This window comes from Idiomarina tyrosinivorans (assembly GCF_003987475.1).
In the GTDB taxonomy this organism is placed as follows: domain Bacteria; phylum Pseudomonadota; class Gammaproteobacteria; order Enterobacterales; family Alteromonadaceae; genus Idiomarina; species Idiomarina tyrosinivorans.
In genome coordinates this window covers 151562-172579 of the sequence record NZ_PIQH01000007.1, presented here as the reverse complement: position 1 = coordinate 172579, position 21018 = coordinate 151562, and the positions used below count along the sequence as shown (strand labels likewise).

Annotated in this window: 21 protein-coding genes and 1 riboswitch; of the genes, 6 read left to right on the top strand and 15 right to left on the bottom strand. The window is 50.1% G+C overall.

Going from position 1 to position 21018, the window contains the following annotated elements:
• Positions 1-6: 6 nt before the first annotated feature.
• Both CWI84_RS08695 and CWI84_RS08690 read right to left on the bottom strand, forming a co-directional pair.
• Complete coding sequence (locus tag CWI84_RS08695; protein WP_126842204.1) at positions 7-438, bottom strand: secondary thiamine-phosphate synthase enzyme YjbQ; 432 nt, start codon at positions 436-438, stop codon at positions 7-9.
• Positions 439-463: 25 nt separating this feature from the next.
• A complete protein-coding gene (locus CWI84_RS08690; RefSeq protein WP_126842203.1) occupies positions 464-655 on the bottom strand; it encodes a zinc ribbon domain-containing protein in 192 nt (63 codons plus the stop codon).
• Positions 656-658: 3 nt separating this feature from the next.
• On the opposite strand from CWI84_RS08690, the gene CWI84_RS08685 reads away from it, so the two are divergent.
• Positions 659-1801, top strand: coding sequence for a GNAT family N-acetyltransferase (locus CWI84_RS08685; protein ID WP_126842202.1), 1143 nt, complete (start codon positions 659-661; stop codon positions 1799-1801).
• Here the strand turns inward: CWI84_RS08685 and hemH are convergent.
• Together hemH and CWI84_RS08675 are read right to left on the bottom strand one after the other, a co-directional pair.
• Complete coding sequence (gene hemH / locus CWI84_RS08680; protein ID WP_126842201.1) at positions 1767-2867, bottom strand: ferrochelatase; 1101 nt, start codon at positions 2865-2867, stop codon at positions 1767-1769. The two genes, CWI84_RS08685 and hemH, sit on opposite strands and share 35 nt — an antisense overlap.
• A 95-nt stretch (positions 2868-2962) precedes the next feature.
• Positions 2963-3691, bottom strand: a complete 729-nt coding sequence (locus CWI84_RS08675) for a sulfite exporter TauE/SafE family protein (protein WP_126842200.1) — start codon at positions 3689-3691, stop codon at positions 2963-2965.
• 115 nt (positions 3692-3806) lie between these two features.
• Between CWI84_RS08675 and trhO the strand changes: the two genes are divergently transcribed.
• Both trhO and CWI84_RS08665 read left to right on the top strand, forming a co-directional pair.
• Positions 3807-4736: an oxygen-dependent tRNA uridine(34) hydroxylase TrhO gene (gene trhO, locus CWI84_RS08670; protein ID WP_126842199.1), complete on the top strand. Its 930-nt coding sequence runs from the start codon at positions 3807-3809 to the stop codon at positions 4734-4736.
• A gap of 148 nt (positions 4737-4884) precedes the next feature.
• Positions 4885-5361 carry a Dps family protein gene (locus CWI84_RS08665; protein WP_126842198.1) on the top strand — a complete coding sequence of 159 codons (477 nt, stop codon included), beginning with the start codon at positions 4885-4887 and terminating at the stop codon, positions 5359-5361.
• 68 nt (positions 5362-5429) lie between these two features.
• Here CWI84_RS08665 and CWI84_RS08660 read toward each other — a convergent pair whose 3' ends face one another.
• Positions 5430-7901, bottom strand: coding sequence for a TonB-dependent receptor plug domain-containing protein (locus CWI84_RS08660; RefSeq protein WP_198674502.1), 2472 nt, complete (start codon positions 7899-7901; stop codon positions 5430-5432).
• Between the two features lie 205 nt (positions 7902-8106).
• Between CWI84_RS08660 and CWI84_RS08655 the strand changes: the two genes are divergently transcribed.
• Positions 8107-8304, top strand: coding sequence for a DUF3185 family protein (locus CWI84_RS08655; protein WP_126842197.1), 198 nt, complete (start codon positions 8107-8109; stop codon positions 8302-8304).
• Between the two features lies 1 nt (position 8305).
• On the opposite strand, the gene CWI84_RS08650 is transcribed toward CWI84_RS08655, so the two are convergent.
• The 9 genes from CWI84_RS08650 to trxA all read right to left on the bottom strand — a co-directional run bounded on the left by CWI84_RS08650 (position 8306) and on the right by trxA (position 17708).
• The gene (locus tag CWI84_RS08650; protein ID WP_126842196.1) at positions 8306-9628 is read right to left on the bottom strand and encodes an MFS transporter; all 1323 of its coding nucleotides are present in this window, start codon (positions 9626-9628) and stop codon (positions 8306-8308) included.
• Positions 9603-10412: a choline kinase family protein gene (locus tag CWI84_RS08645; protein ID WP_126842195.1), complete on the bottom strand. Its 810-nt coding sequence runs from the start codon at positions 10410-10412 to the stop codon at positions 9603-9605. The genes CWI84_RS08650 and CWI84_RS08645 overlap by 26 nt, the downstream gene beginning before the upstream one ends.
• Positions 10413-10421: 9 nt before the next feature.
• A complete protein-coding gene (gene pnuC, locus CWI84_RS08640) occupies positions 10422-11030 on the bottom strand; it encodes a nicotinamide riboside transporter PnuC (protein ID WP_126842194.1) in 609 nt (202 codons plus the stop codon).
• Positions 11031-11033: 3 nt separating this feature from the next.
• Entirely contained in the window at positions 11034-11282 is a 249-nt protein-coding gene (locus CWI84_RS08635; protein WP_126842193.1) for a YkoF family thiamine/hydroxymethylpyrimidine-binding protein, read from the bottom strand.
• A 9-nt stretch (positions 11283-11291) separates the two neighbouring features.
• The gene (locus CWI84_RS08630) at positions 11292-13418 is read right to left on the bottom strand and encodes a TonB-dependent receptor (protein WP_126842192.1); all 2127 of its coding nucleotides are present in this window, start codon (positions 13416-13418) and stop codon (positions 11292-11294) included.
• Positions 13419-13477: 59 nt separating this feature from the next.
• Positions 13478-13580, bottom strand: a riboswitch (TPP riboswitch).
• Between the two features lie 37 nt (positions 13581-13617).
• The gene (gene fre / locus CWI84_RS08625; RefSeq protein WP_126842191.1) at positions 13618-14316 is read right to left on the bottom strand and encodes an NAD(P)H-flavin reductase; all 699 of its coding nucleotides are present in this window, start codon (positions 14314-14316) and stop codon (positions 13618-13620) included.
• Positions 14317-15789, bottom strand: coding sequence for a 4-hydroxy-3-polyprenylbenzoate decarboxylase (gene ubiD / locus CWI84_RS08620; RefSeq protein ID WP_126842190.1), 1473 nt, complete (start codon positions 15787-15789; stop codon positions 14317-14319).
• 53 nt (positions 15790-15842) lie between these two features.
• A complete protein-coding gene (gene rho / locus CWI84_RS08615; protein ID WP_126842189.1) occupies positions 15843-17111 on the bottom strand; it encodes a transcription termination factor Rho in 1269 nt (422 codons plus the stop codon).
• Between the two features lie 270 nt (positions 17112-17381).
• Positions 17382-17708: a thioredoxin TrxA gene (trxA, locus tag CWI84_RS08610; protein WP_126842188.1), complete on the bottom strand. Its 327-nt coding sequence runs from the start codon at positions 17706-17708 to the stop codon at positions 17382-17384.
• An 88-nt stretch (positions 17709-17796) separates the two neighbouring features.
• On the opposite strand from trxA, the gene rhlB reads away from it, so the two are divergent.
• Both rhlB and CWI84_RS08600 read left to right on the top strand, forming a co-directional pair.
• Positions 17797-19074, top strand: a complete 1278-nt coding sequence (rhlB, locus tag CWI84_RS08605) for an ATP-dependent RNA helicase RhlB (RefSeq protein WP_126842187.1) — start codon at positions 17797-17799, stop codon at positions 19072-19074.
• 16 nt (positions 19075-19090) lie between these two features.
• Positions 19091-20020, top strand: a complete 930-nt coding sequence (locus CWI84_RS08600) for a Ppx/GppA phosphatase family protein (protein WP_157981010.1) — start codon at positions 19091-19093, stop codon at positions 20018-20020.
• Here CWI84_RS08600 and hemB read toward each other — a convergent pair.
• Entirely contained in the window at positions 20017-21018 is a 1002-nt protein-coding gene (gene hemB / locus CWI84_RS08595; RefSeq protein ID WP_126842185.1) for a porphobilinogen synthase, read from the bottom strand. The genes CWI84_RS08600 and hemB overlap by 4 nt on opposite strands.

Genomic DNA, 21018 nt, shown 5'->3' with positions numbered 1-21018 from the left:
CCTTGTTTACTCTCCGTGTATTGTGGCGATAATACGTCGCGCACCCGCGTGGTCGCGATGCTCGCCAAGGTATATTCCTTGCCAGGTGCCCAAGTTTAAACGGCCATTACTGATCGGCAAGGTTAACTGCACACCAAGCAAACTGCTTTTGATATGCGCCGGCATATCGTCAGGGCCCTCGCAGGTGTGCTGAAAATACTCTGCACCATCCACTACGGCGCGATTAAAATGGCGTTCAAAATCCCCTCGCACATCAGCATCCGCATTTTCGTTAATAGTGAGCGAGGCCGATGTGTGCTGTAAAAACAACTGCAAAAAGCCGATTTGGTAATCGCCAATCTCAGGCAATTGCGACACAATTTCTTCGGTGACTAAATGAAAGCCTCGTGGTCTAGGCTTTAGTTGCAGCGTCTTTTGTTGCCAAAAACGTGAAACCAATGGGTACTCCTTATCGATGTCTGTATTAGGCGTTTTCCGCCTCAGCGTCTACACGCCACTGGCTGCCCTCTCGCCATACCGTTAACACAATAGGTTGGCAGCAGATTTGGCAATCTACCACGAATTGCTGACCATCATCATGGTACTCGTCAATTTCCAAATCATTGGTTACCATGCAGTACGGGCAGTTAAATGTTGTTGAATAGGTTAAGCTCATTTCGTGTCACACTCCACCGCTTTCATCGATGCTATAGACACCATCCCCAGTGAACAATGGGATGCGTTATTTCCTGCGTCGGAGCCGTTTACCCAGCACGCGTTTTTGCACAGCCTAGCAAGCTCTGGCGCTACCACCGCGCGGAGCGGATGGCAGCCACATCACTTTTGCGTTTGGCAAGGCGAACAGCTCATTGCCGCCGTGCCGCTGTACCAGAAAACTCATTCGTATGGCGAATACCTGTTCGACTGGCCTTTCGCCGAAGCGCACCAACGCTATCAACAACCATACTACCCCAAATGGCTTGGCGCTATCCCCTTTACCCCAGCCACCGGACAACGCTTTGGGATTCACCCACAGGCGCCGCAATGGCTAACGGTTGAATGGTTGCTGCAAACTGTTGCCGATAAAGCCCAGCAGGCGGGCATTCAGCATCTTCAAATCTTGTACCCGTTAGCAACAGAAGCGGTGCAAGCGCCCGAGCCTTGGTTAACCCGTTACGATTTACAATTTCACTGGTATAACCGTGGATATCAAGATTTCGAACAGTTCTTAGCAGCACTGAAGTCACGCAAACGCAAAATCGTGCGAAAGGAGCGCCAACAGGTTGCTCAGCTGCCACTCAGTATCGAGGAATACTCGGGGGATCAGCTCACTGCAGCGCAGATTCGTCGCTGTTTCGCCTTTTACCGCGACACCTATACCAAACGCTCCGGCCATTTAGGCTATCTTACCGAGCAGACCTTCGAGCAATGGTTTACACGCTTAGGCCAATCGATTGTGGTGGTTGCAGCTAGTGATGCCAACGGTTGGGTTGCGGCGGCGATATTCTTCCGTTCTGAAACCACACTGTATGGTCGTTACTGGGGTTGTTTAGAAGATTACGACAAGTTGCATTTTGAGCTGTGCTACTACCGGGGCATTGATTACTGCATTCGTCATCAATTACAACGTTTTGACGCCGGTGCGCAAGGTGAACACAAGCGGTTACGCGGGTTTGAAGTCACTCGGTGCTATGGCCTTTACCATGTTGAGGCCTCGGCGTTGGCAGCCGCAATTAGCGATTACTGCCAAACCGAACGCCAACAAATAGATGCCTTAGCGCAGGAGTTTATTGCTCAGTCACCTTATCTTGCTGAGCCTTGAGCGCATCGATATGCTGTTGCCGCTGCGCTGCGTCATCAGCACTGACGTTCCAACCTTGCAAATGTTGCTCAATCAACTGGGTTAAGGCATCAATATGCTCAGGCTCTGCGTTCAGTGCAGAAATATACTGGTAGTCCTTACCACCACTCTGAAGAAAATACTCACGGTTTTCCTCACCAATTTCCTCAATCGTTTCTAAGCAGTCAGCGGAGAATCCAGGACAGAAGACTTGCACCGATTTCACCCCGTTATTTGGCAAAGACTTCAAGGTTTCATCGGTGTACGGGCGGAGCCATTCTTCACGACCAAAGCGCGACTGAAAGGTGGTGAGATACTCATCGCCTTTTAGCCCCAACTGCTCAGCGATTAAACGTGACGTTTTGTGGCATTCACAGTGGTAGGGGTCGCCATTTTTTAGGTAACGCAGCGGAATGCCATGGTACGAAAAAATCAGTTTATCGGCTCGACCATGTTCTGCCCAATGGTTTTCAATGCGTTGTTTGGCAGCATTAATAAAAGCCGGAAAATCGTGATAGTGCGCCACAAAGCGCAATTCTGGTAGCCAGCGGCGTTGGGTAAAGTCCTTTGCCAAGGCGTCGAAGGTTGATGCGGTCGTGCTCGCCGAATATTGCGGGTATAGCGGTACCACCAACAGTTTGCGAACCCCCTGTTGCAACATCCGCTCTATGGCGTCTGCTACTGCGGGCTGGCCGTAGCGCATAGCAAAGTCGACGACGATATTGTCACCCCAACGCTTAGACAGCGTTTGTTGCAGTGCTTGGGCCTGATCTTCGGTGTGGTACATCAGCGGTGAACCCCGATCAGTCCAAACGCTTTGGTAGGCCGCAGCGGAACGTTTTGGCCGAAAACGTAGAATAATGCCGTTAAGTATCAGCGCCCACAGCAATCGCGGAAACTCTACCACACGAGGGTCCGACAAAAATTCTTTTAAATACGGCTTTAGCGCCGCCTTGGTTGGTGCGTCCGGGGTACCCAAGTTGGTAATTAATACCCCAACCTTATCGGCTTGTTGATGGCTAAAGTTGGGCGAGCCGCGATACTTCATTTGTTGGTTACTCTATTAGTCGTTAATGGCTATCGGCTTGATTACGGCCTTCAGCGAGCTTTCGGTTCAGTCTATTGGCTAATGATCTATCCGCTTTAACTGAGATGCAAGAGACCATCAACGATTAACTTAATCGCTAACAGTGTAATCACCCAACGAAATACCCAGGCAAATCTCGCTGCTGGCATTCGACCGAGCAATTTTAGCCCGACCCAGGTTCCTACTAACCCCGCCGTAATCATGGCGATAATCAGTGGCCACCATTCTGCCAAGGAAAAACCGAGGGCATTGAAAGCGAAGAACTTTGGTAAATGCTGTACCGTCATTGCCACAGCGAAGGTCGCGACTAAACTCATGCGGTGCGCAATCACAGTACGAAATAAGCTCGCGACTAACGGACCGGAAGCCCCGACAAACAGCGACACAAATCCAGTAATCACCCCACTTAAAGGCAAACCCCAGCGCCTATTGCCGACGGCCGGGATCTTCGGCGACCACTGAATCAATAATAAAAAACCACCAATGCTCAGTTCTAACCACGCCAGCGATAGCTGCACTAACACTTGGCCCGCCAACCAAGCGCCAACTAAGCTAAACGGCACAAAGGCCACCACCACAGACCACTGGATGTGGCGCCAGGCCAGAGAGGCTCGACCCGCATTAGACCCCATTTGCACCATGCCATGCACTGGAATAATCGCAGCGGTCGGTAATAACGATGCCATTACAGCGAGTAACAGCGACCCACCGCCAGCGCCCGCTACCGCACTGATTAACGAGGTAAAAAACGATAACCCAACTAAACTGAGTTCGGTAATGCTCATAACACTCCATGCCTAGCGTCTGCGGTTTGCCAACATATGGCGAAACCCGATATAATTGCGCCCGATTTTTACGCACTGAATTTGCGATTCAGTTAGCCGAAGAGGAAAAACTATTATGTATATTTGCGCGGCACTCTACAAATTTGTGGAGTTGAACGACTATGAAGATTTGCGTCAACCATTGTACGACGTGATGGTTGCTAACGAGGTAAAGGGAACCTTACTGCTGGCCAGAGAAGGGATTAACGGGACTATCTGTGGTACCCGCGAGGGCGTTGACGCCGTGCTAGCGCATCTGCACACCGATGCTCGCTTAAGCGGTATCGACCACAAAGAATCTCCCAGCGACACCCAAGCTTTCTACCGCACCAAAGTGAAGCTGAAAAAAGAAATCGTGACCATGGGGATTGATTGGGTCGATCCGAAAAACACTGTCGGCACCTACGTCGATCCTAAAGATTGGAACGAGCTTATCAGTGATCCCGAGGTATTACTGATCGATACCCGTAATAACTACGAGTACGCGGTTGGTACCTTTGAAGGTGCAGTGAATCCAGAGACCGAGACCTTCCGGGAATTCCCTGACTACGTTAAGCAAAACCTCGACCCCAACAAGCACAAGAAGGTCGCGATGTTCTGTACGGGTGGCATTCGCTGTGAAAAATCCACCGCCTACCTTAAAGAACAAGGCTTCGAAGAGGTTTACCATTTAAAAGGCGGTATTCTGAAATACCTTGAAATGGTGCCGGAAGATACCAGTAAGTGGAACGGCGACTGCTTTGTTTTCGACCAACGCGTAACCGTCAGTCACGGTCTCAAACAAGGTGACTATGAACAGTGCTATGCCTGCCGCATGCCGATCACCCAAGAAGAAATGCAAGCGCCAGAATACCAAAAGGGCGTCAGTTGCCCACACTGTTACGATACCACCTCTGCAGAACAGAAAGCGCGCTTTGCTGAACGAGAAAAGCAAATTCAACTGGCGAAGGCGCGTGGCGAACAGCACATCCGTGACGGCAAAGTGGAAACCTTAACGCAAGACTGATCAAAAGCTGATTCAGCTCCGTAGAAACTTGCATCGGAATTTTCTGTTGAGGTAATCGTTAACAATCGCTTTTACCTCAACATAAATTCGACTATCTTTATTGGTAGTTATACATCATACAGAGTTTACAACATCGGAGGGTTACACCATGAAACAGCTCAACGTGATTGGTTTAAAAAAGGAAAATGCTGAAGCGTTAGCGAATAAACTTAACGAGCTTTTGGCTAACTACCAAATCTTTTATATGAACGTTCGCGGCTTCCACTGGAACATCAAAGGCGAACGCTTCTTTGAACTGCATGTGAAGTTTGAAGAAACCTACGATGACCTGTTAGAAAAAATTGATGAGGTCGCGGAGCGTATTTTAACCTTGGGTCAACGCCCTATGCACGCTTACTCAACCTACATCAAGAACAGTGAAATCGAAGAAGTGAAAGATGTGCACGATGGTCGTGCCTGTGTTTCTAATATTGTCGACAGTTACCAAACGATTATTAGCTTGCAGCGCAAGATCTTAGCACTCGCTGGCGACGCTGGTGACGAGGGTACCTCGGCATTAATGAGCGATTATATTCGCGAACAAGAGAAAACTTCGTGGATGTTGACCTCCTATTTGGGCGACTAATACGGTAATACCAACAGGCAATAAAAAAGCCCGCAACCAGTGCGGGCTTTTTGTTTTTCGCATCAACCTTAGAAGCGGTAAATGGCTTTTGCGTAATAGTAGCCACCATTGATACCGAACGGTAAGGTTTCCCAACCATACTTAAAGCCAGCTTGTGAGAATGGGATGCCATCGTCACCCCACTCGTCGGGGTAGGTATCAAACAGGTTGTTGGCGCCGACACTCACAGTAAAGTCGTCAGTAAAGTCATAACCAACAGACACGTCTGTTACCCACTTGCTGCTCCAAGTGTGTTCGATACCCGTAAAGGCTTTACCTTTCACTTCACCAAAGTAGTTAAAGGCAACGTTTGCATGCCACGCGTCTTTATCCCAATCAGCGCTGATAGTGGCTTTTTCGCCTGGTTGGCCTTCTTCCAAACGCAATACCTGGGTATCGTTGTAAATACGCTCTGCAGGAATTAGCGATGATACCGAGTTGATGTTTTCGACATCAGTATTCACAAAGCTGAACGCACCGGTGAGGTTCAATGAGCCGCCTGCCAACTGGGTTGGGTAAGACAGGATAATATCAACCCCAGTGGTTTTGGTATCGACCGAGTTAGTGAAGAACTGCACCGCACCTAGGTTGTTCGCTTCCAAAACATCAGCAAACTCTTGGCCCACGTCAGGCGTCAGTGGTTCAGACAATACAATGCGGTCATCAATGGTAATTTGGTACGCATCTAAGGTAATGTCGAAACCGCTATCGAAGCGCTTAATAAAACCAATGCTGGCGCTTTGCGAGGTTTCTTCTTCTAACTGGTTAATCCCAAACTGACGCGCTACCTCGGAATCGTTAGCAACAGTACCTGTTTGTACCAGCGTGCCGTTAACGATGTTAGTCAGTACTTGGCTGTAGTAAATCTGTTGCACGCCAGGTGCGCGGAAGCCAGTGGCCAAGGTACCGCGAATCGAGAAATCATCCGACACATCGTAACGTGCCGACAACTTACCGGAAATATTGTCGCCAGCGATGTCGTAATCCTCGTAACGCAGCGCACCCGCTAAGCGGAAGTCTGGTGTCACGTAGTATTCGGCATCCACATAAGCACCGTAGCTATCTCGGTCCGCATCGACGGCTTGGCCTGGGCTGAAGCCCGGGAAGCCTTGAATGCCGGCTTCGGCTGGGTCACCAGAATCGGTTTCAATCACAATCGACGGATCGTTGGTACGGCCGTAAGACCATGACACAGGGTCGCCTGCTTCAATTTGATAACCGTCGCGGCGCATCTCCAGACCCATTGCCAAGTACAGTAGGTCAGTGCCCATATCTACTGTACCGTTAAAGTCCAAATTGAAGGTGGTTTGCTCAGCAGTTAAGCGACCATCAAAGGCTGACGTAGGTGTTTCAGCGTAAATACCACCGTTGCCGTCGGGCTCGTAGTACCAGCTTACGTTTGCTGAGTTTGACGAACCAAAGGTAAATTCGTTCTTCCCGTAAACCACGCTGGCATCCCACATCCAAGCGTTGGGTAAATCACCACGAACACCGACTGCTAACGACGTATCGTCGGCTTCGGTATCCAGTTGTGGTAAGAAGCCATCGGGATAGATTTCTTCGATAGTACGAGGGTGCCCAGTGCCTCGGAAGAAGCCGGCTGACCCACCATCACGCTGCGAAATACCCCCAAAGGCATACAGTTCAGTGGTGTTGGTTAGGTAAAAACCACTGTTAAACCAGGCATAGTAGTTTTTCGAATCGGCGTCACCAATATGCAACCGCACAACGGGGTCACCATTTTCATCCCACCAGTTACCGATTAATTGACCGCCGGTGGCTTCAAGCGTTGCTGGAGCCGCGCGGTTAGTCATACCTCGGTCACGGTATTCTAGCGTGCCGTTGAAGTAACCGTTCGAAAAAGTGGTACCAATGTTTAATCCGACTTTAACGTTCTCACCATCGCCTTCATACGTCTGTCCAACTTCTGCCGACAGGCTGCTGGTATCGCCGCTTTTCAGGGTTACGTTAATGACCCCGGCAATCGCGTCCGAGCCGTATTGTGCCGCGGCTCCATCACGCAGAATTTCAACCCGCTCTACCGCAGAAATAGGAATAGAGTTGATGTCATAACCGGCAGAGCCTTTACCAATGGTCTCTTGGACGTTAACCAATGCCTGCTGGTGGTAGCGTTTGCCGTTTACTAACACTAAAACTTGGTCTGGACCTAATCCCCGCAATGTCGCAGGGCGGATAATATCCGAGCCATCTGAAATTGTCGTGGTCGAAAAATTAAACGACGGTGCCGTCATTTGGATCGCCTTACCAAGCTCAGTTGCCCCGGTAGAAACTAGCTGTTCACTGGAAATAATGTCTATTGGTGACGCAGACTCGGTAGCAGTGCGACCGTTGACTCGAGAGCCTAAGGTTAAAATCCGTTCCATATCCTCTGGCGCAGCTTGTTGCTGATCGTCAGCTTGCTGAGCAACCGCAGCAGGAATTGATAATGCAGCGGCGAGCGATAATGCTAAGTAATGGCGCTTTGGCTTGAACATTTTCATGTGCCCATCCTGTCTTGTTGTTGTCATTGTTATTGTCGATGAATCGCTTGTTTTGTGCGATTAATCTACAACTACGCGGATCGACGTCATTTTGGAATATGATGAATGTTTAAGTTTTGCAATTTTATTGAAAACTTTTCGCAATCATATAAATATTTGCTAGGGTGTTGTTTGTAAAGTTTTTTTTCATAAAGGGAGAACGGCTATGAATAAGGTAATTAGTATTGCGCTGATTGTAGCAGGCGCTATTTTGTTATGGTTTGGTTATCAAGAATCTCAATCGCTGGCCTCTGAAGCCAGTGAAATGGTGACTAATCAACCCACCGATAACGCTATGTGGTTTATGATTGGCGGCGCAGTTGCTGCCGTAATCGGCCTGTTTGGGTTATTCCGCGGTAAATAAATCAGTCGCTGCTGCCGGATACGTCCGGCAGCGCTAATACTGCAATAAAGGCAGCAATCCCTACTCCTACCAGAACCCACAATACGCTCACCACGCCGAGCTGAGCATCCAACCAGCCCAACAGAATACCTAATAGCAATACAATGCCCATTAGCGTATTGGAGACGGCGGTAAGTTGCGCGCGGTTATCCTGATTTGCCATATCCACCAAATAGGTTTTACGACCAACTCTCGCCCCTTGGTGGGCGACGGCAGAAATGAATAATAGTGCACCGGCAACCCACTGCGATGCTAGCCAATCAGTTGCCCACGCATTAATGGCAATCGCCACCAACAATACCAGCGTCGACATCATTGACGCCGCCGCCATGACCCGATGGCTAGCCTGATCCGACCAACGCCCCCAAAAGCGTCCGGCCAATAACCCGGCTAACCCACTGGCTAACATCAACGCACCTAGGCTGGCCAGTTCAGCCCCACCTTGACGCTGAATAAGCACCACCAAGTAAGGAATAGCAAAGGCGGCAGCCACCAATAGCGCGCGCGACAATACAAAATGGCCGAATGTCCGGTTACGCCACAACAGGCTTACGGAACGCAGCGCTTCACTCACGGCATTTCCGCCACCTTCCGTGGAGCCAGCAACTTCAGGAATGCCTGCATAGCTAAACGCGGCTAGTAGCCATAGCACAGCGCCAGCGGTTAACAGTGTGGCGAATAACCAGCCCTGACCGTTGACGTCCGGCATAAAAATAATCACTAACGCGGTGATCAGTGTCAGTAAACCCGCCATTGATGCCGCCGCACCCGACAGCCGACCCCGACGTGTTTTGGAGATGGTTTTGCCCACCACATCTTTATGAGTGACCGAGCATACTCCGCGGCTCAAACTAAACGTGATCAAGAGAATGATCACCCCCCAGCCAAGCGCACTGCCTTGAGTAAAACTCACCACCCATACCATAAGTAACAGCGAAATGGCTTGCCCCAAACTGCCGGCCACCCAAAACCATTTACGCACCGGCTGCTCTCGTAGCCGTTGAGCAACAAACAGTTGCGGCAGCAACGCCAGCGATTCACGAATCGGCACTAATGCACTAATAAAGATGGCAGGCGCACCTAAACTGGAGAGCATCCACGGCAACACGAGGCGGGCACTGACCAGGCTGTCGCCCAACTTTGTTAGGGTAAGGGAGAGTAATACTAGTAAGAAAGATCGAGGCTGTTCATTACAAGCGGATTCGGGGATATCTTTGCAAACGCGAGCGTCTTCGTCTTCCGCTAAAAAGTGGTAGATCTCATTCGGTAGCTTCGCCTTGCTCATCGTTCCCTTCTCCCTTCGTCAAATACCGGTGTAGCGCAAACCATAGCTGGTTTAGCCATACGCTAAACGCTTGCCAATCGGCAACCCTAACCGGGTCAACTAATTCACCACTCACCCCATCATAGGCATTTATCAGGGATTTAGATTGCTGGTCAGACAGATTATTTATGGTTGTGGCACTGGCTAAATCGAAACAACGGTCGCCATAACCACTGTATTCCCAGTCAATCACTCGCCGCGGTTGTGCCAACAAAACATGGTTGAAAGACACGTCGTGATGACAAAATACCGGGTGTAAGCAAGCCTGATTCAACAGTGTGGCGAAGCGCTGCAAGGTTTTGCGATGTTGTTTGGCGAGCTTTTTGTCGAATTCAGCGAGCTGCTCACAGTAATCGCTACAGCGTGACTTTAACGACCATGGAGACATTTCCACACTCACCCGGTGAATCCGCGCCAGAACTTCGGCGAGTTCACGCAGCCGTTGGTTATCATCTAGCTGCGCCGTGGTTAAATCACCGTCGGCGTAATACGGCATTAACACCAAACCACGCTCGTAATCAAAATGCAGAATTTCCGGGGCTAAATCGAGGTCGGCTAGCTGCCTTTGCAACGCCACTTCTTGGCGCCTGTCCAAGCCAAACCGCTGGCCGAATTGAAACCGCTTAAGCACATATTCGCCACTTTCGTGTTGCAAATGAAACACGTGGTTAGCCGTACCAGACGTCATTGGCGTAGCCGTCACAGGGCCTTTAATAGGGAGGTGACTTAACCCGCTAATTTGCACAAGCGCTCCTCAACTGACTTGGTTGGCAAGCGGTTCTGGTGCACTATACCAGCGCCACATTGCGTACAACACCAACAGTACATACACAACGAACAGCAGGGCTGTTGCGTAAAACCCTTTCACAATATAAAGATAGACATAAACTGAGTCGATCACTAGCCAGTACCACCAAGTAGCGAAGACTTTCTTAGCCACTAACCAAGTGGCTAACAGGCTAAATACCGTAGTAAACGTGTCCAACCAAACTTGGTCGGCATCGGTAAAGGTTCGCAATAAAATTACCGTTGCCACCGCGACCGGAATTAACCACGCCCATTGCGCTAAATGCCAGCGCCAAGATAACGACAGACTCTGTGGCTCATCGGTCTCCGCTTCAAGCCGGTGCCACTGCCACCACCCGTAGCCTGCAAGCACGATATAAATCACTTGCAAGATAGCTTCCATATACAACCGACCCTGCCAAAACATCACTGAGTAAATGGCACAACTCAGCGCTGCTGCGTACCAGCAAAGCTGCTTTTGGTGTGCGGCTAACACCAGGTAGGCCAGCGCTAAAATTAGCGCCAGCCACTCATACCACGTGGTTGCGAACAGCAGAGATTGCCACCAATCAGCCATCACTTAAGGCCGTAAATCGCGATTGATGAATTTACACACCAATACTTGGCTTGGCACTTGCTGATAAACCTGCTCAAGTTCAACCTGTAACACCTTCATTACTTGCTGGTAGTCACCAAAAATTTGGGTGCTCATGGTATTAGTATGAACGCTGATCTCCGGGTATTGGTTCAACCGATCAATAAATCCTTGGATAACTTCAAGGTACTGATCCGCCAATGGGTACAGCGACATTTCTACCGATAATTGCATAACCCCTCCTTAAAAGGCGTAGTCAAGGCTCACACCGAATCGGCGTGGCTCACCAAACTGTTTGTAGGTTTCAGTCACGTATTGCTTACGCGGGTCGTTGCCAAAGTAGAAGCCGCGGATAGCATAATCCTCATCGGTCAGGTTACGCGCCCAAATCCGCAGCGTTAATTGCTGCCAGTGGTAACTGAGTTGGGTATTCAATAACCGCGTTTGTTTGGCTTGCTGGTTATGTGAATTAGAGAAATAGAAACCGTCTTTACCGTCAACTGAAACGCTCCACTGCAGGTGCTCAGTCAACCACCCTTCGATACCGGTGGAGAATTGATAATTTGGCGCATGTGCTTGATCACGCCCACTCATATCAATGCCGTCTTCGGTGACAAAGCCGTCAATCTCGGTTTCTAGCCAGCCAAGGTTAGCAAACCATCGCCAGTTATCGCTCAAGGCACGGGAAATACTGGCTTCAATGCCGTAGTTATTACCTTCGGCTGCATTCTCAATGTAACCAACAAACGACTGCTCGCGGTTCACCCAACTTTTCAGTTGCACGTCATCGCGCCATTGGTAAAACGCACTGATAGAGGCCCGCAATTGGCCGTCAGCACTTTGCCCTTTCACACCGAACTCGGTGCTCCAAAGTACTTCCGGTTGAAAGGTTGCGCGTGACAACAAGTAGTCGGTAATCTCGGTCAGGCCTTGGTCCTGCGCTTTGCCGAGCGCCTCGCCGTTAACGCCGCCCGCCTTATAGCCCTTCGCAACCGTCAAATATACACTGCTGCGCTCGTTGACGTCATGGCGTAGGCTTATATTGCCGCCCCACATGGTGTCTTTGGGGTTCGCGGTAATGCTACGACTATCTTGGTAGTCGTTGTCATAACGCTCTACCCGTAAACCCGTTATTAACGTCGTTTTATCGCTAATATGCTGGGCCAACTCACCATACAATGCATTACGACGGACTTGATAATCGCTGTTGAAAACGCTTGGCTGGTCTAAATCCCAGTTATAGTAATCTCGCGTTAACGCCGTATCTTGTTGGTAATGGTAAGCGCCGAAGACCCAGTCGGTCGCGAGGCCGAACAACTGAGCCGGTTGCTTTGAAGTCCAACGCAATTCAGCAGAACGATCATCGCGGTCACGGTAATAGGCATCGAACGATGAGTATTCCCAACCTGGGGCAATGCCGACATAGGTCCAGTCTTCGTCAAATGCGTACCCCAAATCAGCATGTAACCCTGTTACCGCAAACAATAACTCACTGTCAGCAAAACCTTGATAACTGAGTCCCAACCGCACAGCTTCACTCTCAACGCGGTCAAAACCCGGTTCATCGGATAGTGTGGTGCGGTCGTTGTCCAACGAAAACGCGTCATAACCGTTATCGATATTGCTGTAGTGAACCGTGGTGTCGAGTGCCCAGTCTTTTGTCAGTTGGCTGGTGAGGTTAAAACGTAGCGTCAGTTCGTCACGATCGTTGGTGTCGTCACGCTCTAGATAACGGTTTTCAATAAACCCATCTTGCTTGAATTGATTTACCGAGAAGCGCGCTAAGCCCAGCGCGCCAAGTGAACCACCCAGCGCCAGCCCGGCTTCACGTTCACCATAATTGGCAACCCCAGCATGCCAGCGGCCACGGAAGTCTTCACTGGCAGCCTCGCTTTCGAGCAATACCATCCCGGCCAACGCATTAGTACCAAAACGGCCGCTTTGCGGGCCTCGGAAAATTTCCATATGGCCAATATCAAACAGCGTGGCAACACTGCCAAGGCCGCTATAGTCAATGCCATCAATCAGCAAACCCACTGACGGATTAATGGGGTCAACAAACTGGCTGCGCTCGCCGATACCACGAATTTGGATAAAGCGTGCAGTGCTGGTTCCGCCGGCAAAATTCACATTTGCGGCAGTATTTAACACATCTTGCAGTTGCGTCGCATTGCGCCGCGCCATCTCTTCACGGCTAATCAATTGGACGCTTTGTGGAATCTCATGCAATTCGCGTTGTTGCAAATCGCCCGTCACCAGCAAATGCTCGACAGTGCTTTTATTGTGCTTGTTGCTGTCGTCATCAGTAGCCAATGCTGGGGAGCAACAAAATAATGCGACCAATGTCGCAATGGGAGTGTACTTCAACATGGATTATTTCCTTTGTTTACGACCTAAAGAAACAATCCGGTTAGGCAAGCCTATTGGAAGGGTGTTGTTACTACCATCCCTACGCCAGTATTAACCGGATCAGGTACAAAGGGTTCGCTTTCGCATCTCAGCCCAACCATCTGGGCACCCCTTGGTAATGCGCGGGCAGTATAACCAATTGCTCGCGCGGTTCCAACAATCAAATAAATGCTAGTGCATCACCGTGGATTTGCGCTAGCGGTACATCACGGGCAACGAAGTCATCACGAATCACGCGCACCATTTCAAACCGCCCAGCCACATAAATTTCATAGTTTGCTAAATCTTTATGTCGCGTCATCACCGCGTGGTGCACTAAACCCACATCATAATTCCACGACGAGTCTGCCTCTTCGACAACTGGCCGATAAACAAAATTGGAATGCTGTTGGGCCAGTTGCTCAAGCTCGTTATGGAGATACAAATCTTGTGGGGCTCGGGCTCCCCAATAAAGCGTTAATGGCTTGTCATGGTGCTCGCGTAAATGGTTTTGCACAATTGCGTAGGCATACGAAAACCCCGTACCGCCAGCAATGACGATCGCTTCACGGTTTGAGGGTTGATAAAACGCCTCACCCAATGGCGCTTCAATCTCTAGCTCGCCGTCGCGTTCTATTTTTTCTAGTACGTCCAGCGCATAGCGGTTATCGGGGGTAGCCCCAATGTGCAGTAGCCACTCATTTTTGGCACTTGGGCACGATGCGATGCTGAACGGGCGTTTGTCACGTTCATCCATCACGACTTGCAGGTATTGGCCTGCATTAAATGCCACTGGCTGAGGTAAACTCACGACCACTTCCCACACCGTTGGGGTAAGCTGTTGGCTTATCCGAACGGGGCAACGTAAGCGTTCTGCCATTTAAGACTCCATAATTCCTAATTCATTCCAAAGCGCATCGACTCGCGCTTTCACATCATCCGGCATAGCAATGGGTTCACCCCATTCGCGATCCGTCTCGCCTGGCCATTTATTGGTGGCATCTAAGCCCATTTTCGAGCCCAAACCTGATACCGGCGAGGCAAAATCCAAATAATCAATCGGGGTGTTTTCTATCAACGTGGTGTCCCTAGCCGGATCCATACGCGTCGTCATCGCCCAAATCACATCTTTCCAATCGCGTGCGTTAACATCGTCGTCACAGACAATCACAAACTTGGTATACATGAATTGCCGTAAAAAAGACCAAACGCCCATCATCACTCGCTTCGCGTGACCAGGATATTGCTTCTTCATGGTTACGACCGCCAAGCGATATGAACAGCCCTCCGGCGGTAAATAGAAGTCGACAATTTCCGGGAACTGCTTTTGCAGCAAGGGCACAAATACTTCGTTCAATGCCACTCCAAGTACTGCCGGTTCATCCGGCGGGCGCCCCGTGTAAGTACTGTGATAAATCGGCTGTTTACGATGCGTCACATGAGTCACGGTAAACACGGGAAAAGTTTCTACTTCGTTGTAATAGCCGGTGTGGTCACCGTAAGGCCCCTCTTCCGCGGTCTCTTCGGGGTCGATGTACCCTTCAAGAATCATTTCCGCGTGAGCCGGCACTTGTAAATCGTTGCTTAGACTTTTAACGACTTCCGTTTTGCCATCACGCAGCAGCCCAGCAAAGGCGTATTCTGATAACGTGTCGGGAACCGGTGTTACTGCGCCGAGAATGGTCGCCGGGTCTGCCCCTAATGCCACCGAAACCGGGAACCGCTCGCCGGGGTTCTGCTTACACCATTCTTGAAAATCCAATGCACCGCCGCGATGCGATAGCCAGCGCATGATCAGCTTGTTGCGACCTAACAACTGCTGCCGATAGATGCCTAAATTCTGGCGCGCTTTATGCGGACCGCGAGTGATGGTTAAACCCCAAGTAATCAACGGTGCTACATCACCCGGCCAACAGTGTTGAATGGGTAATTGGCGCAAATCGACATCATCACCGCTTTGTACCACTTCTTGGCAAGGTGCTTTACGGATGGTCTTTGGCGACATGCTCAAGACTTTTTTATAGACCGGCAACAAATTCAGCGCATCCCGAAATCCTTTCGGCGGCTCAGGCTCTTTCAAGAATGCCAGTAAGGTGCCCACATCGCGTAATGCCTCGACCGACTCTTGCCCCATCGCCAAAGCCACTCGTTCAGGAGTGCCAAATAGGTTGGCGAGTACCGGTATGCTGTGACCTTTGGGATTTTCGAACAGCAACGCTGGGCCTCCCGCTTTTAATGTGCGGTCAGCAATTTCGGTCATTTCTAAATACGGATCGATGGTCTGGCTAATACGCTTAAGTTGACCCCGATCTTCAAGTTGTTGAAGAAAGTCTCGTAAGTCTTGGTATTTCATCGGAATCTAGCCTTAGAAGGCACTCGCCAATAGCGAGTGCCTGATAGGAGGGATTAGCTATTGCGCTGACGCTTCATCGACTCAAAGAACTCTTCGTTGGTCTTGGTCATTTGCAAGCGGTCGATAAGGAATTCCATGGCTTCCACTTCACCCATTGGGTGGATGATTTTGCGCAGAATCCACATCTTTTGTAGCTCATCTGGGGTCGTCAGCAATTCTTCGCGACGGGTCCCTGAGCGGTTGAAATCGATAGCAGGGAAGACGCGCTTCTCGGCAATCTTACGGTTCAAGTGCAATTCCATGTTACCGGTGCCCTTAAACTCTTCGTAAATGACTTCGTCCATTTTCGAACCGGTATCGATCAGTGCCGTCGCAATAATCGTTAAGCTTCCGCCTTCTTCGACGTTACGCGCCGCACCGAAGAAACGTTTCGGTTTGTGCAGGGCGTTGGCATCAACACCACCGGTCAGGACTTTACCTGAACTCGGGATGACGGTGTTATAGGCACGCGCTAAACGAGTAATCGAGTCAAGCAAAATGACCACGTCTTTTTTGTGCTCAACCAAGCGCTTGGCTTTTTCAATAACCATCTCTGCAACTTGCACGTGGCGGCTGGCTGGTTCATCGAACGTTGACGCAACCACTTCGCCTTTCACTAAGCGGTGCATCTCGGTCACTTCCTCTGGACGCTCATCGATCAGCAATACCATTAATACTGCTTCTGGATGATTGGCGGCGATCGAGGTGGCGATGTTCTGCAGCAATAGCGTTTTACCAGCTTTCGGCGGTGCCACAATCAATCCCCGTTGGCCTTTACCAATCGGTGCCGCTAGATCCAATACCCGCGCTGTGATGTCTTCAGTACTGCCGTTACCACGCTCAAGGTGGAAACGCTCATCAGCATGCAGCGGCGTTAAGTTTTCAAATAGGATTTTGTTGCGAGAGTTTTCTGGCTTGTCGAAGTTAACTTCGCGAATTTTTAGCAGGGCAAAATAGCGTTCACCGTCTTTCGGTGGGCGAATTTTTCCGCCAATGGTGTCACCCGTGCGTAAGTTAAAGCGACGAATTTGGCTGGGCGAGACGTAAATATCGTCTGGGCCTGCCAAGTAAGAAGAATCTGCTGAACGCAGGAAGCCGAAGCCATCTTGTAAGATTTCCAACACGCCGTCGCCGTATATATCTTCACCGCTTTTCGCGTGCGCTTTCAAAATTGAGAAGATGATGTCTTGCTTGCGCAAGCGCGCCATATTCTCTAGGCCCATTGAGTCCGCTAGGTTTACTAGCTCGTTTACTGGTTTATTTTTAAGTTCTGTTAAATTCATAGGAGGGTTTCGATGTTATCGATTAAACAAAATAATAAGGATTTTTGCTCTGAAAGATGAATAAGAAACGCTGGTCTCTTTCAGAAACTGTAAAGGTTCTCAGCTTCCGGATATTCACTATGCGAAGTTATTTAGGCCGCCATCGGTGCTGGCTTGCCCTAGAAAGATTTGCTATCTGGTCGAAAAAGTACCACTAAAAATGAAATTCGTCCAGTTTTAATACGGCTGGAAAAACAAAAGCGGTGTAAAAACACCGCTTTTTGCAAATTTTTACAGATGCTGATCGAGGAATTCAGTCAATTGCGCTCGAGATAACGCGCCAACTTTAGTCCCGATGACTTCTCCACCTTTGAACAGCAATAATGTTGGGATACCACGAATGCCGTACTTCGGCGGAGTCTGATCGTTGTGATCAACATTCAGCTTACCGATTTTCAACTTGTCTGCGTAGCTCTCTGCGATGTCATCCAGAATCGGCGCTACCATTTTACAAGGGCCACACCACTCGGCCCAAAAATCGACCAATACTGGAACGTCTGAATTGAGAACGTCAGCTTCAAAGCCATCGTCGCTCAGCTGAACAATTTTATCACTCATGATAATCTCCGCTGCTTTCTCGCGTGAAATAATTGAAATACTATTATTTCTGTTTTTGAATACAAGCGCAAACTGATATGCTTACGCCATGAACAAAACACATTTAACCGAAACTCGTTTCGATAGCCTACCGCTAGACCAGCGGATTATTGAAGCACTTCACGGTGCAGGCTTCGAGCAATGCACTCCGATTCAAGCGTTGAGTCTTCCTGTCGCGCTTGCCGGGCATGATGTCGCCGGCCAAGCACAAACCGGAACAGGCAAAACCATGGCGTTTTTGCTTGCGACTTTCAATAAACTTATGCAACAACCCCGGCAAACGGATCACTCCGGACCGCGTGCGCTAATTATGGCGCCAACACGCGAACTGGCGATTCAAATTGCTAACGATGCTGAAGCATTGGCTGAACACTGTCAGTTAAAGCTTGGAGTAGTATATGGGGGCGAGGGGTATGAAAGTCAACGGCAAACCCTAGAACAAGGGGTCGATATTTTAATCGGCACCTGCGGCCGCTTGATCGATTACTTCAAACAAGGTGTTTACAGCCTCGACGGTATCGAAGTGGTGGTACTAGATGAAGCCGATCGGATGTTCGATCTAGGCTTCATTAAAGACATCCGCTACCTCTTTAACCGCATGCCACCGCAGAAGCAGCGCCAGAATTTCTTATTCTCGGCAACGCTGTCTTACCGTGTGCAAGAGTTAGCTTATGAACACATGAACGCACCGACCAAGTTGGAAATCGAACCCACGCGAAAAACGGCGGAGCGAGTCAGCGAAGAGCTGTTCTACCCTTCTAAGCCCGAAAAAATGCCGTTATTGCTGACGCTTATCGAAGAAGACTGGCCAGATAAAGCCATCGTCTTCGCTAACACAAAGCATGTCTGCGACAAAATCTATCAGTGGCTAGCGGCTAATGGCCATCGTGTTGGTCTTCTTACTGGTGACGTACCGCAGAAAAAGCGGCTAAAGATTTTAGAAGATTTCACCGAAGGGCATATCGACTTGCTGGTCGCAACGGATGTTGCTGCACGTGGCTTGCATATTCCGGAAGTCAGCCATGTCTATAACTACGATTTGCCAGATGACTGCGAAGACTATGTGCACCGAATTGGTCGTACGGGACGTGCCGGCGCAAGTGGTGCAGCCATCAGCTTAGCCTGTGAAGAGTACGTTTATAACCTACCGGCGATAGAAGACTATATCGACCACGCTATTCCGGTCACAAAATACGACAGCACCGCGCTGTTAACCGACTTGAAGCGTCCACACCCACAACGCCGGCGTAAGCACCATGGCGGAGGCCGAGGTGGTCAAGGACGTCGCCGCGGTCACAACAATAACCGTTCGCGCCCAAAGAACTAGGCACGCCGGAAAATTTATGACCCGCTACGCCGCCATCGACATGGGATCCAACAGTTTTCACTTGTTGATGGCGGAACGCTCTGACAACGATCACCCTGCCAAAATTGTCCGCCGGATAAAGCAGAAAGTACGACTTGCAGCCGACTTTAACGAGTATCAGTCGCATATTGGTAGCGACGCTGTTGCGCGAGCAAGCGAATGTCTCAAGCAATTTAGCCTCGCCCTGGCGGCGTTCAAACCTGATCTCATTCTTGCTGTGGCAACTGCGGCGATGCGCCAAGCGGATAACCAAACCGAAGTACTTACCAAGCTGCAACGCGCGCTGGGCCAGCCCATTGAAATTATCAGTGGCAGAACAGAAGCGGCGATCATTTTTCGCGGTGTCACGCAACATCTCCAACACCAAGAGAATGTACTGGTGATGGATATTGGTGGTGCCAGCACTGAAGTGATCTTAGGGCAACCGCATCATCACGCTAGCGTACTCAATAGTGTCGAACTCGGCTGTGTGACGCAGCAAAGCCGCTTTTTCAGCGACGGTCGGATTAGTGCTGAAGCCGTCAACGCAGCGGTATCCCATGCCGAAACACAACTGGCGGCAATTGCTGGCGATTATCAGCACGCCAACTGGCACACTACGCTAGGAGCGTCAGGAACGTTTCGCGCATTAGCAGAAATGGCCGCGGCCGAGAATCGGTCACTGATTGACGCAAACTGGGTGGATGAGGTGATCGTGCGCTGCATTCAGCAGGGCCACATTCAGCGCTTACGTTTTTCTGGTTTACGCCAAGATCGCCGTGCGGTATTGATTGGCGGATTGACGGTATTACGCGGCCTAATCCGCAGCCTTGGCTTTAACCAAATTAGCGTCAGCCAAGGTGCTTTGCGGGAAGGGTTGCTAGCAATATTATGCGACCCCACCCCGCAACTCCCACAACTGGGTTAGACCGCCTGTTGTAGGTCCTCAGCCACTTGCTTAGCAAAATAGGTCAGAATGCCATCGGCGCCGGCTCGTTTGAACGCCAGTAAGCTTTCATGAATAACGCTCTTATCTAACCAACCGTTCGCAATTGCCGCATTGAGCATGGCGTATTCACCGCTTACTTGGTAAGCAAAGGTCGGTACCTTAAATTCGGCTTTGACTCGCTGTACCACATCTAAATAAGGCATGCCCGGCTTCACCATTACCATATCAGCGCCTTCTTCAATATCCAGCGCAACCTCGTGCAAGGCCTCATCAGTATTGGCAGGGTCCATTTGATAGGTGTGTTTATTACCACCTTGCAGGTTAGCAGCTGAACCCACCGCATCACGGAACGGCCCATAAAATGCCGAAGCGTATTTGGCTGAGTAGGCCATGATTTGCACATTATGAAAGCCGTAATCTTCTAACGCTTCGCGGATAGCACCAATGCGCCCATCCATCATATCAGAAGGGGCTACCACGTCGGCGCCGGCACGAGCGTGTGACAACGCTTGCTCTACAAGTATTTCGGTGGTGACATCGTTTTGCACGTAACCATTGTCGTCCAAGATGCCGTCCTGGCCGTGCGTTGTGAATGGGTCCAACGCCACGTCGGTCATTACGCCCAACTCAGGGTATTGCGCTTTAATCGCTCTCACTGCTCGTTGCGCGAGCCCATTGTCATCGTAAGCCGCCTCCGCTAATAACGATTTTGCCGATTGCGGCGTGACCGGAAACAGAGCCACCATGGGTACGCCCAAAGCCACTAATTGCTGGCATTCTTCCAACAGCAAATCGATAGAGAGCCGTTCAACACCCGGCATGGATGCGACACTTTCACGCTGTTGTTCACCCTCCAACACAAACACCGGATAAATAAGGTCATCAACGCTTAGCGTATTTTCTGCCACCAAACGACGACTGAAATTGTGTTTCCGCAGCCGTCGCATGCGGCGCAGAGGAAACTGCCCTTGGATCAT